Raw genomic sequence first — 11,282 nt, forward strand, 5'->3', positions numbered from 1 at the left:
CCTGGAGGCGGCTGGTCCGGCGCGCGAGCCGCTCGCGCCGGGCGCGGTGCTGCTGCGCGGCTTCGCGCGGCCTGATGAGGCCGGGCTGCTGGCCGCGATCGAGGCGATCACGGCGCAGGCGCCGTTCCGGCGCATGATCACTCCCGGCGGGCACCAGATGTCGGTGGCGATGACCAATTGCGGGCCGTTCGGCTGGGTGACCGACCGCAGCGGCTATCGCTACGACGCCGTGGACCCCGAGAGCGGGCGGCCCTGGCCGGCCATGCCGCCGTTGTTCCGGAAGCTTGCGGAGAACGCCGCAGGAGAGGCCGGCTTTGCCGGCTTCGCGCCCGATGCCTGCCTGATCAACCGCTACGAGCCCGGTGCAAAAATGTCGCTGCATCAGGACCGCGACGAGCGCGACATCGATGCGCCGATCGTCTCGGTCTCGCTCGGCCTGCCCGCGACGTTCCTGTTCGGCGGCCTCAAGCGCACCGACAAGACGCAGCGCCATCGGCTGGTCCATGGCGACGTCGTCGTCTGGGGCGGGCCGGCGCGGCTCGCCTTCCATGGCGTCGCGCCGCTCGCCGATGGCGAGCATGCGCGGCTCGGCCGCCGCCGCATCAACCTGACGTTCCGCCGCGCCCGCTGATCAGGCCGAAGGCTTCGCCGGATGGATGAAGGCCCAGGGCGACACTTCGGAGTCGCGCGGCACCTCGACGTCGATCAGGTACGGCCCGCCATGCGCCAGCGCCTTGTCCAGCGCCGCCTTGAACTGATCCGGCGCCGTGACGCGGCTCGCCGCAACACCAAACGACTCCGCGAGCTTGACGAAATCCGGATTGACCAGATCGGAAGCGACGACGCGGCCGTCGAAGCGCTCGCGCTGGTCGCGCCGGACATTGCCGTAGGAGTTGTTGTTGAACACCAGGGTGACCACGCCGATGTTGTACTGCACGGCGGTCGCCAGCTCCTGCACCGCGAACATGAAGCCGCCGTCGCCGGTGATCGCCACGACAGGCTTGTCGGGATGCGCGACCTTGGCGCCGAGCGCGGTCGGGAAGCCGGCGCCGAGCGTGCCCTGATAGCCCGAGGTGATGAAGGTGCGCGGCTGGTACACCGGGAAGCCATACCAGGAGGCGAAGCCGACCTGCGATAATTCATCGGTGACGATGGCGTCGTGGGGTAGCACCTCGCGCAGCACATTCAGATAGGCCATTTGCGGCTGCACCGTCTGGATCTCCTGCAAGGTCGCCGCGGTCGCTTCGCGAATGGTCGCGCGGTGGCCGGACGTTTTGCGATAGCCGGCTTTGCTCACCGCAGCCGCAAGCGCGGCCGTGCCGGCCTTGGCGTCGGCGACGATCCCGGCATCGACGATCAGGCGCCGCATCTCGGCGGGATCGATGTCGATGCGGATCGACTTCAAGCCGTCCGGCTTGAACGGCCAGCGGAACGTCGTCGGCAACTCCATGCGGGTGCCGATGCCGATCATCAAATCGGTGGTCGGCCACAGCTTGTACGCCGCGGCCATGGTGAGTCCGAGCTCATGCGCATTGGAGACGATGCCGCGCCCCGAGCGGAAGGCGACGACCGGCGCGTCGATCAACTCGGCCAATTCGAGGATCTCCTCGCGCGCCTCGATCGCGCCGGAGCCGACGAAGATCATCGGCGTCTTGGCGCCGGCGATCAGCGCCGCCGCCTTGGCGATGCGGTCGGGATCGGGCTGCGGCGGCGTGAACGGGATCAGCGGCTTCGCGGCTGACGTCTCGGCCTTCTGCGTGAACACGTCCCACGGCATTTCCAGCGCGGCCGGGCCGGGGCGTCCCGACAGCATCTCCTGGAAGGCGCGCGACACGAGCGTCGGCGCGCTGTCGGGATATTCGATGCGCTCGGCCCATTTCACGAAGGTGCGCAGGGTGGCGAGCTGGTCGGGCATCTCGTGCAGATGGCCGCGGCCGCGGCCGAGATAATCCGTCGGCACCTGGCCGGTGAGGCACAGCACCGGCTCGTTGCAGCCGAAGGCGGTGAGCAGCGCCGCGCCGGCATTGAGCACGCCGGGACCCGGCACCACACTGAACACACCGGGCCTGCCGCTGGCGCGGGCATAGCCGAACGCCATGTAGCCGCAGGCCTGCTCGTGGCGGGCGCCGACGACCTTGAGCTGCGCCTGATGAAAAGCGTCGAACAGGCCGTAGACCTGCGCGCCGGGCAGGCCGAACACGGTGTCGACGCCGTGGGCGACGAGCCCGCTGACGATGGCTTCGCCGCCGGTCATGGTGGTCATGCTGCTGTTCCCGTTTTACTGAGCTTCGTCGACGACGCCGTTGCGCAAGAGTCCGACGCCTTCGGCCGCGATCTCGATGACATCGCCGGGCTTCAGATAGCGCGGCGGATCGAACCGCGCACCGGCGCCGGTCGGCGTGCCCGTCACGATGACGTCACCGGGAACGAGCGTCGTGAAGGTCGAGATGTAGTTGATCAGATAGCGGAAGCTGAAGATCAGCCGCGACGTGCGGTCGTCCTGGCGCAGCTCGCCATTGACGCGCGTCGTCAGCCTGATGTCGGCGATCTGGCTCTCGCTCGTGTAGGGCACGATCCAGGGCCCGAGGCTGCCGGTGGAATCGAAGTTCTTGCCCTGGGTGACGTTGAACTTGGCGTGCCGCACCCAGTCGCGGATCGTGCCCTCGTTGCACAGCGTCAGCGCGGCGATGTGATCGAGCGCCGATGCCTCCGGAATGTGCCGGCCGGCCTTGCCGATGACGAGCACCAGCTCGCCCTCGTAGTCCAGCTGCGGCGAGGCGCGCGGGCGCACCAGCGGCGTCTGGTGGCCGACGAAGGAGCGCGGCGTGCGCATGAACATCGACGGATATTTCGGCGCGTCCTGGCCGTCCTTGTACTCGGCATTGCGGTCGGGATAGTTGACGCCGATGCAGATGATCTTTTCCGGTGAGGGGATCGGCGGCTGCCAAATGATCGCATCGAGGCCAAGATCCGGCGACAGGCCGGCCGCGGCATCGACCAGCCGGTTCAGGGCGCCCGCGGCGATCACCTCGCGCAAGGTCGGATAGTCCTTGCCGAAGCGCGCCGAGAGATCGATGAGACCCGTGTCGGTCACGAGCCCGTAATGGGGCGCGCCATTGGCGGAGTAGGTGGCGAGGCGAGGGGAGGTCATGCGCTGGTCTCCTTATTATACGCCGAGCCGCTGGATCTTGTGCGTGCCGCGCGCGAGCGAGACGTGCTTGGTCTCCATGTAGAAGTCGAACGAATAGTCGCCGCCGTCGCGGCCGATGCCCGACGCCTTCATGCCGCCGAACGGCGTCGGCAGATGCCGGACGTTCTCCGAATTCAGCCAGATCATGCCGGCCTCGAGCGCGTCCGCAACGCGCAGCGCGCGGCCCATGTCGCCGGTCCAGACATAGCCGGTGAGGCCATACTGCACGTCATTGGCGATCGCGATCGCGTCGGCCTCGTCGCGGAATGGGATCACGGTGAGGAACGGCCCGAACACCTCCTCTTGCGCCACGCGCATCGTCTGGCTCGCGCCGGTCACCAATGTCGGCTCGACATAGTGGCCGCCGCCGGGACCCGCGAACGGCTTGCCACCGACCGCGATGATCGCGCCGTCTTGCCGCGCGACGTCGACATAGGAGCAGACCTTGGCGAGATGCCGCTCATGGATCAGCGGCCCGATCTCGGTTGCCGGATCGAGCGGATGGCCGACCTTCAGCGCCCGCACCCGCGCCGCGAGCTTGGCGGTAAAGGTCTCCGCGATGCTCTGCTGGACCAGCAGTCGGCTCGACGAGGTGCAGCGCTCGCCGTTGAGCGAGTAGATCATGAACACCACCGCGTCGAGCGCGCGGTCGAGATCGGCGTCGTCGAACACGATCACCGGGTTCTTGCCGCCGAGCTCGAAATGCACCCGCTTCAGGGTCGGCGCGCCCTGCGCCATGATCGCGGAGCCCGTGGAGCTTTCGCCGACGAAGCCGATCGCCTTGATCGCGGGATGTTCGGTCAGCGCCTTGCCGGCCTCCTCGCCGAAGCCATGCACGGTATTGAGCACGCCGTCGGGAATGCCGGCGTCCTTGGCGAGCTTCGCCAACCAAAGCGCTGTGATCGGCGACCACTCCGCCGGCTTGTGCACGACGGTGCAGCCGGCGGCGAGCGCCGGGGCGATCTTCCAGGTCGACAGCATGAACGGCGTGTTCCACGGCGTGATCACGCCGACCGGGCCGATCGGCACCCGCGTCGAGATATTCCAATGCTCCTCGCTCGGCGTGCTCAGCCCGTCGCGCGCCTCGGTGCATTTGTCGGCGAAGAAGCGGAAGTTCTCGGCGGCGCGGATCGCGGCCTTGGCCATGAAGCGATAGGCCTGGCCGGTGTCGATGCATTCGAGCACGGCGATGTCGTCGGCGTGATCCTCGATCGCATCGGCGACGCGATGCAAGAGCTTGCGGCGCATCGCCGGCGCGATCTCGCGCCAGGATCTGAACGCGAGCGCGGCCGAGGTGGCGGCGCGGTCGATGTCCTCGGCATTGCCACGCGCGACGCGGGCCAGCACGGCATTGTCGATCGGCGATTTCGTCTCGAACGTCGCGCCCGAGATCGCCGGCACCATCTTGCCGTCGATGAAATGGCCGATGCCTTCGTCCTTCAGCTTCGCGAGCAGGGGGGCGGCGCGATCGAGATTGGCCTTGTAGACGTCGGCTTTGGGAGTGGCCTTATCCATGGGATGCCTCCGCTTTCAGGGCGTCGTGAATGTTGTTGCGCTTCCAACTGGTCGCGGCGTCGTTGATCTGCATGTCGAACGACAGCGCGAATTTGGTGCTCGCGAAGACAGGGTCGAGGTAGTCCGAAAGCACCTTGAACACATGCTCGCCGGCCTTCTGCCGCGCGGGGAGGTCGCGGCCTTCGCCGAGCCGTAGCAGCATCGCGAGGAACGCGGCGTCGGGCTTGCCGTCGGCAATCGCGTAATGCTCGCAACGGATCGCGCGCACGCGGATGCCGCCGATCGGGAAGATGCCGGTCTCGCTGGCAGCCTTGCGGACCACCTCGCAGACGAGGTCCATCCGGATATAGGCGTCGAGATTGGCGGAATATTCGATGCTGAAATGGGGCATGGTGTGGTCGCTCCGGTGCAGGTGTCAGGCGAAGTAGCAGCTCACCGTTCCATAGGGACCATAGTCGGCCTGGATCGTGTCGCCCTTGCGCGCCTCGATCGGCCGGATGAACGAGCCGGCGAGGACGACCTGACCTGGTTCGAGGGCAAGCCCATGCGCCGCGATCTTGTTGGCGAGCCAGGCCACGGCCGTCGCTGGATTGTTCAGCACGCCCGCGGCGAGGCCGGTCTCCTCGAGCTGACCGTTCTTATAACAAAGTGCGCCGACCCAGCGCAGGTCGGTATCACCAGGCCGCATCGGCCGGCCGCCGAGCACGATACCGGCATTGGCTGCATTGTCTGCGATCGTGTCGAAGATCTTGCGCGTCGCCTTGGTCTGCGGATCGACGCGTTCGATCCGGGTATCCAGGATTTCCAATGCCGGCACCACGAAGTCGGTGGCGTTGAGCACATCGAACAGCGTGCAGTCGGGGCCGGCGAGACGGTGCTTCATCACGAAGGCCAGCTCGGCCTCGATCCGCGTGGCGATGAAGCGGTCGGACGGCACGATGCCGCCGTCGGCGAAGAACATGTCGTCGAGCAGCACGCCCGAATCCGGCTCGTCGATATTGAGCGCGCTCTGCATCGCCTTCGACGTCAACCCGATCTTGTGTCCCTTGATGGTTCGGCCGTCGGAGACCTTGATGTCGATCCAGGCCTTCTGGATCGCGTAGGCGTCGGCGATCGAGATGTCCGGATACTCCTGGGACAACTGCCGGATCTGATGGCGGGATTTCTCCGCCTGGTCCAGGCGCAGGGCGCAGCTGTGGATCTGGTCGCTCGACAGCGGCATGGAACGGACCCTCGTGAAGAAACAGATGGCGGGAGATGATTAACATGTTAAGTTTCAGGCGGCAAACCGAAATGGCGATTGCTGCAGTGCAAATTATCCGGCGGCGGGGATTGGCGACATGAGCGAGAGTAAGCCGAAGGGCGCGAGGCCGCCGGCGAAGGATGCCCGCAAGGTGCCGATGCGCGATTTCTCGCAATCGCTGCCGATGGCGCTCTTGCGGGCGCGCGAGGCCGTGATGCGGCAATTCCGGCCCAATCTGCGCGCGCATGGGTTGACGGAGCAGCAATGGCGCATTCTGCGCGCCCTGGCGGCAGTGGATGCGATCGAGGTGACGGAGCTGGCGCGGGTCGCCTTCCTGCTCGGTCCCAGCCTGTCCCGCATTCTGCGCGATCTGGACGCGCGCGGCCTGATTCAGCGCGAGGTGGATGCGCGCGACATGCGCAGGGGTGTGTTGTCGATTTCAACAAAGGGGTTGAAGCTGATCGCGCAGGTCGCGCCGAACTCCGAGGCGATCTACGCCTCGATCGGGCGCCGCTACGGCGCGCGCAAGCTTGCCGCGCTGCACAAAATGCTGGACGAGCTCGAGCAGAGCATGGGCGGCGATGTCGAGCCGGACACCACGGCAGATGAATGACGTCGTGCAAACATCCGGCAATTTGACCGCTGATCAGTTCCGAAGCTTGGCAGTCACTTCAACAGTTTGATAAGAAGCGATGCAGTCGAGCGGAGATGACGTGCGTCGCAGGCATGGCAATCCATGCTAACTCTGTCCCGCCTGCCGATCGAACCCGCGAGTTGCCATGGTCACCATCAAGGTTGAGCGTCTCATCGACTTCGTTGCCGACGTATTTGAACATGCCCAGTCCTCGCCGGAGGAGGCGCGCCGGATCGCCACTTACCTCACGACCGCGAATCTCACCGGGCATGACAGCCATGGCGTGATCCGTGTCCCCGTCTACATCCGCTGGCAGAAGATGGGATCGGTCGTACCCAACCAGACCGCCGAGGTGGTGGTCGATACGCCCTCGCTGGTGGTGGTCGACGGCAAGTTCGGCTACGGCCAGACGGTGACGCCGCAGGCCGTGAAGATCGGCATCGAGCGCTGCAAAAAGAGCGGACTGGCCGCGCTGGCGTTGCGCAATTCCGGCCATCTCGGACGCGTCGGCGACTGGGCGGAAATGGCAGCCGCGGAAGGCCTGGTGTCGATCCATTTCGTCAACGCAGCGGGCTCGCTGCTGGTTGCGCCGTTCGGCGGCGTCGAGAAGCGGTTCTCGACGGCGCCTTATTGCGTCGGCATTCCGCGCCAGGGGCAGGATCCGATCGTGCTCGATTTCGCGACCTCGATCGTCGCCGAAGGCAAGGTGCTGGTGGCGAGCCGCGGCGGCAAGAAGCTGCCGAAGGGGGCGTTGATCGATGCCGACGGCACGCTGAGCGAGGATCCCGCGGTCCTCTACGGGCCCTACGAGGCGGAAGGTCCGCGCGACCACACCAAGGGGACGGGCGCGATCCGCGCGTTCGGCGAGCACAAGGGATCGGGCCTCGCCTTCATTTGCGAATTGCTCGGCGGCGCCTTGACCGGCACCGGGGCCACCTCCGGGGGGCGGCGCTTCGCCAACGGCATGCTGGCGATCTACATCGATCCGAAGGTGGTCGATCCCGCCGACGTCTTCGACGGCGAGATCACCCGCTACACCGATTTCATCCGGGCGACGAAGCCGATGGCCGGCGTCGACCAGGTCCAGGTGCCGGGCGACGTCGAGCGCAAGACGCGGGCGGATCGGACCGCGAACGGCGTGCCCTTGCCCGATGATACCTGGGCAGCGATAGTCGGCACCGCGCGCGAGGTCGGAGTGAGCGAAGCGAGCATCCAGCGGGCGGCCTCGTGAGGACATCGTGAACCTTGAAGGCGGCGGAGCCCAGCTGCGGCTGGATCATTTCGCAGTGTTGCCGTCATCGTCGGAATCACCAAACGTCGACCAAGTCGGTTCGATCTGAACAACAAGGGAAGGAAACGCAGTCGTGGCGAACAATAAGGTCAAGCAGCTCTGGGCCGAGGGCAAAGCGGTGGTGAATGCCTGGCTCGCGATCCCCTCGGGGTTCTCCGCGGAGGTCGTGGCGCAGTGCGGCTTCGACAGCGTCACCGTCGACATGCAGCATGGCGTCCAGGACTATCTGTCGATGGTGCAGTGTTTTCAGGCGATGCATGGCCATCCGGTGACCCCGATGGTGCGCGTGCCGTGGAACGAGCCGGGCATCATCGGCAAGGTTCTCGACGGCGGCGCCTATGGCGTGATCTGCCCGATGGTCAACACGCCGCAGGAAGCGCGCAATCTCGTGTCCTATTCCAAATACCCGCCCAAGGGCGTGCGCTCGAACGGGCCGATCCGCTCGGGCATGTATGGCGGCGCCGGCGAGTACCAGAAGACGGCCAATGACGAGATCGTTCTGCTGCCGATGATGGAGACGAAGACGGCGGTCGAGAACATGGAGGCCATCCTCGATGTCGAGGGCATCGATGGTGTCTATATCGGCCCGTCCGACCTCGGCTTCTCCTACGGTCTGGTGCCGAAGCTCGATCGCGACGAGCCGGAGATCCTCAAGATCTACGAGAAGATCGTCAAGGAATGCGGCAAGCGCGGCCTCAATCCCGGCATCCATTGCAGCGGCGCCGAGGGCGCGGTCCGCGCCATCAACATGGGCTTCAAGCTGGTCACACTGTCGAATGAGGTCGGCCTGATGCAGGTCTATGCGCGTCAGCAGGTCGCCCAGACGCGCAAGGAGTCCGGCGGCAAGGCGTAGCAGACGTCGCGAATGGCGAATGGGGGGGGAGCGAATAGGGACTATCCCGTTCGCTATTCACCATTCGCTACTCGCAATTCGCTCAGGTTCGACCGATCTATTCAAACGAGAGAGTGTGTCATGGCTGCCGCGCCCGTCATCCGGCTTCATCCCGAGGACAGCGTCCTGATCGCGCGGTCAAGCCTGCCGCCCGGGCTCGCGGTGGCCGACGGTGTGACCACGGTCGACCGCATTCCGGCGGGGCATAAGGTCGCAGTGCGTCCGATCGCACAGGGCGAGCCGATCCGGCGTTACGGGCAGATCATCGGCTTTGCGACCACGGCGATCGCGCCCGGCCAGCATGTTCATACGCAGAACTGCGAGATGGGCGATTTCGCCAAGGACTACGCCTTTGGCGTCGACGTGAAGCCGACGCCGAATTTCGATCTCCCCGCGACCTTCGAGGGCATTCGCCGCCCCGACGGCCGCGTTGCGACTCGTAACTACATCGGCATCCTGACCTCGGTGAACTGCAGCGCCCATGTCGCGGGCATGGTCGCCGACGTCTTCAAGAAGAATCCCTTCACCGGCGACAATCCGCTCGCCGACTATCCCCATGTCGACGGCGTCGTCGCGCTCACGCACAAGACCGGCTGCGGCATGACGCTCGACGAGCCGCTCAAGCTGTTGCGGCGAACCCTCGGCGGCTACGCGCGGCACGCGAACTTCTCTGCGGTGATCGTCCTCGGGCTCGGCTGCGAGGTCAATCAGATCGGCGGGCTGATGGAGGAGCAGAAGCTCGCCGGCCGGCTGCGCGCGATGGACATTCAGGAGGTCGGCGGCACCCGCAAGACCGTCGAGGCGGGCATTGCCTTCGTCAAGGAGGCGCTGGTCGACGCCAACAAGGTCAAGCGCGAGACGGTTCCGGCAAGCGAATTAACGGTCGCGCTCCAGTGCGGCGGCTCGGACGGCTATTCCGGCATCTCCGCCAATCCGGCACTCGGCGCGGCCAGCGATCTGCTGGTGCGGCATGGCGGCACGGTGATCTTGTCGGAGACGCCCGAGACCTACGGCGCCGAGCATCTGCTGACCCGTCGTGCTGTCAGCCGCGAGGTCGGCGAGAAGCTGGTGTCTTTGATGCGGTGGTGGGAAGACTATACCGCGCGCGAGGGCGCGGAGATGAACGCCAATCCGAGCCCCGGCAACAAGGCCGGCGGTCTCACCACCATCCTCGAGAAGTCGCTCGGCGCGATGGCCAAGGCCGGCAGCACCAATCTGGTCGATGTGCTGCATTACGCCGAAGCCGTGACCAAGAAGGGCTTCGTGTTCATGGACACGCCCGGCTACGATCCCGTCGCCGCGACGGGGCAGGTCGCCGGCGGCGCGAATCTCGTCTGCTTCACCACCGGCCGCGGCAGCGTGTTCGGCTGCAAGCCGGCGCCGTCCATCAAGCTCGCCACCAACACGCCGATGTACAAGCGGATGGAAGACGACATGGACGTCAATTGCGGCACGATCCTGGACGGCGAGGAGAGCGTGCAGGAGTGCGGTCAGCGCATCTTCGAGCTGATGTTGAAGACCGCGTCGGGCCAGCCGACCAAGAGCGAGAGCTTCGATTTCGGCGGGGCCGAGTTCGCACCCTGGGTGCTCGGCGCGACGATGTAGCTCGCCGTTCGACTCGGGAACCCAGGATGCGGGCCTGTTTCGCGCGCCGGCATCTGATCACAGCTGAGATCGTCAACTAGCTGAGACTGGATCGCAACTGCGATCAGATAACCGGTGGGGAGCGCCGCCATTGAATGGCTGCGCCATCGTTTGATTGCGCCTTCGTCTGATCGCGCCTCGCGCGGCAGCGGCGCCGAACGATTTTACCGCTGGTGGCCGAGGCCGATGCCGAGCGCCAGAGCCTTCTGACGGAGCGAGCCCTCGGTGCGCTTCATCGCCTTGGCGATCTTGGCAACCGGGGTCTTGGACTTCGAGTGCTGCTTCAGCAGCTTGATGTCGGCCGGCGTGTAGGGCTTGCGCGCCAACTTCTTGGTAGCTGCCTTCTTAGCTGTCTTCGCCACTTGATTCTCCTTTTGGCAATGGGCGTCCTAAATAGCACGTGTAGTCGAGCTATCAAGCGATTGCGGCGGATGCAACGCTATTAGTTCTTGTTAGTTCAACATTCGGGGTTAACCCCAGATATGGCAAAGTGGTCAATCTTCCGTGAGCATTTGTACCTCTGCCTGTGGACAACTTCGGGGGAACAGGCAGCTGATGACTTGTTTGTTCTTCTCCCGTTCTTCGCGATGAGGCCGGATTAAGTCGTGTGGCCGCCGGAAAAGCGACCGGCGCGTGCAGGGCAGACGCTTGATCGGGTTCGGATGAGGTCGGAATCCGTCCCGGACGCCGGGTTTCGGGCCAAGGATGGTTCAATAGGCAGCGCTGCCCGTTGTTAGTGCTTGATCCCTGAGCATTGCAATGTTCTGCTCAAAAAAGTTGCTGGAGCGCTGAACCCACGTGTCAATCTACGTCGCATTACATCACGTCACCCATTACAAGTACGATCGTCCGGTCGGTCTGGGCCCACAGACC

12 protein-coding genes are annotated in these 11,282 nt (G+C 65.4%); 6 read left to right on the forward strand and 6 right to left on the reverse strand.

From position 1 onward, the window contains the following. Position 1 precedes the first annotated feature (1 nt). Complete coding sequence (gene alkB / locus BRAS3809_RS20800; protein ID WP_035657337.1) at positions 2-631, forward strand: DNA oxidative demethylase AlkB; 630 nt, start codon at positions 2-4, stop codon at positions 629-631. Here the strand turns inward: alkB and BRAS3809_RS20805 are convergent, their stop codons facing one another. The 5 genes from BRAS3809_RS20805 to hpaH are packed head-to-tail and all read right to left on the reverse strand — an operon-like array spanning position 632 to position 5,927. Continuing rightward, positions 632-2,263 carry a thiamine pyrophosphate-dependent enzyme gene (locus BRAS3809_RS20805; protein ID WP_008964004.1) on the reverse strand — a complete coding sequence of 544 codons (1,632 nt, stop codon included), beginning with the start codon at positions 2,261-2,263 and terminating at the stop codon, positions 632-634. A gap of 15 nt (positions 2,264-2,278) precedes the next feature. Next, positions 2,279-3,151, reverse strand: coding sequence for a fumarylacetoacetate hydrolase family protein (locus BRAS3809_RS20810; protein ID WP_008964005.1), 873 nt, complete (start codon positions 3,149-3,151; stop codon positions 2,279-2,281). Positions 3,152-3,166: 15 nt separating this feature from the next. Continuing rightward, positions 3,167-4,705: a 5-carboxymethyl-2-hydroxymuconate semialdehyde dehydrogenase gene (gene hpaE, locus BRAS3809_RS20815; RefSeq protein WP_008964006.1), complete on the reverse strand. Its 1,539-nt coding sequence runs from the start codon at positions 4,703-4,705 to the stop codon at positions 3,167-3,169. After that, positions 4,698-5,096 (reverse strand): 5-carboxymethyl-2-hydroxymuconate Delta-isomerase, encoded by a 399-nt coding sequence (locus BRAS3809_RS20820; protein ID WP_008964007.1) that lies wholly within the window; start codon positions 5,094-5,096, stop codon positions 4,698-4,700. Before BRAS3809_RS20820 ends, hpaE begins: the two co-directional genes overlap by 8 nt. Positions 5,097-5,120: 24 nt before the next feature. Next, complete coding sequence (hpaH, locus tag BRAS3809_RS20825; RefSeq protein ID WP_008964008.1) at positions 5,121-5,927, reverse strand: 2-oxo-hept-4-ene-1,7-dioate hydratase; 807 nt, start codon at positions 5,925-5,927, stop codon at positions 5,121-5,123. 118 nt (positions 5,928-6,045) lie between these two features. Between hpaH and hpaR the strand changes: the two genes are divergently transcribed. The 4 genes from hpaR to BRAS3809_RS20845 all read left to right on the forward strand — a co-directional run bounded on the left by hpaR (position 6,046) and on the right by BRAS3809_RS20845 (position 10,370). Next, the gene (gene hpaR / locus BRAS3809_RS20830; RefSeq protein ID WP_008964009.1) at positions 6,046-6,561 is read left to right on the forward strand and encodes a homoprotocatechuate degradation operon regulator HpaR; all 516 of its coding nucleotides are present in this window, start codon (positions 6,046-6,048) and stop codon (positions 6,559-6,561) included. Positions 6,562-6,727: 166 nt separating this feature from the next. After that, positions 6,728-7,813 carry a malate/lactate/ureidoglycolate dehydrogenase gene (locus BRAS3809_RS20835; RefSeq protein ID WP_008964010.1) on the forward strand — a complete coding sequence of 362 codons (1,086 nt, stop codon included), beginning with the start codon at positions 6,728-6,730 and terminating at the stop codon, positions 7,811-7,813. Between the two features lie 133 nt (positions 7,814-7,946). After that, complete coding sequence (locus BRAS3809_RS20840) at positions 7,947-8,726, forward strand: HpcH/HpaI aldolase family protein (RefSeq protein ID WP_008964011.1); 780 nt, start codon at positions 7,947-7,949, stop codon at positions 8,724-8,726. A 120-nt stretch (positions 8,727-8,846) separates the two neighbouring features. Beyond that, the gene (locus BRAS3809_RS20845) at positions 8,847-10,370 is read left to right on the forward strand and encodes a UxaA family hydrolase (RefSeq protein WP_008964012.1); all 1,524 of its coding nucleotides are present in this window, start codon (positions 8,847-8,849) and stop codon (positions 10,368-10,370) included. Positions 10,371-10,573: 203 nt separating this feature from the next. On the opposite strand, the gene BRAS3809_RS20850 is transcribed toward BRAS3809_RS20845, so the two are convergent. Next, positions 10,574-10,771 (reverse strand): hypothetical protein, encoded by a 198-nt coding sequence (locus BRAS3809_RS20850; RefSeq protein WP_008964013.1) that lies wholly within the window; start codon positions 10,769-10,771, stop codon positions 10,574-10,576. Between the two features lie 436 nt (positions 10,772-11,207). On the opposite strand from BRAS3809_RS20850, the gene BRAS3809_RS37775 reads away from it, so the two are divergent. Further along, positions 11,208-11,282, forward strand: a 75-nt coding sequence (locus BRAS3809_RS37775) for a transglutaminase N-terminal domain-containing protein (RefSeq protein WP_139017396.1), incomplete at its 3' end; no start/stop codon positions are given.

It is taken from the genome of Bradyrhizobium sp. STM 3809 (assembly GCF_000239795.1).
GTDB lineage: Bacteria > Pseudomonadota > Alphaproteobacteria > Rhizobiales > Xanthobacteraceae > Bradyrhizobium.

Excerpts from the sequence above, each read along its gene's own strand:
- BRAS3809_RS20805 (WP_008964004.1), bottom strand. The coding sequence starts at position 2,263 with ATGACCACCATGACCGGCGGCGAAGCCATCGTCAGCGGGCTCGTCGCC.
- BRAS3809_RS20810 (WP_008964005.1), bottom strand. The coding sequence starts at position 3,151 with ATGACCTCCCCTCGCCTCGCCACCTACTCCGCCAATGGCGCGCCCCAT.
- hpaE (WP_008964006.1), bottom strand. The coding sequence starts at position 4,705 with ATGGATAAGGCCACTCCCAAAGCCGACGTCTACAAGGCCAATCTCGAT.
- BRAS3809_RS20820 (WP_008964007.1), bottom strand. The coding sequence starts at position 5,096 with ATGCCCCATTTCAGCATCGAATATTCCGCCAATCTCGACGCCTATATC.
- hpaH (WP_008964008.1), bottom strand. The coding sequence starts at position 5,927 with ATGCCGCTGTCGAGCGACCAGATCCACAGCTGCGCCCTGCGCCTGGAC.
- hpaR (WP_008964009.1), top strand. The coding sequence starts at position 6,046 with ATGAGCGAGAGTAAGCCGAAGGGCGCGAGGCCGCCGGCGAAGGATGCC.
- BRAS3809_RS20835 (WP_008964010.1), top strand. The coding sequence starts at position 6,728 with ATGGTCACCATCAAGGTTGAGCGTCTCATCGACTTCGTTGCCGACGTA.
- BRAS3809_RS20845 (WP_008964012.1), top strand. The coding sequence starts at position 8,847 with ATGGCTGCCGCGCCCGTCATCCGGCTTCATCCCGAGGACAGCGTCCTG.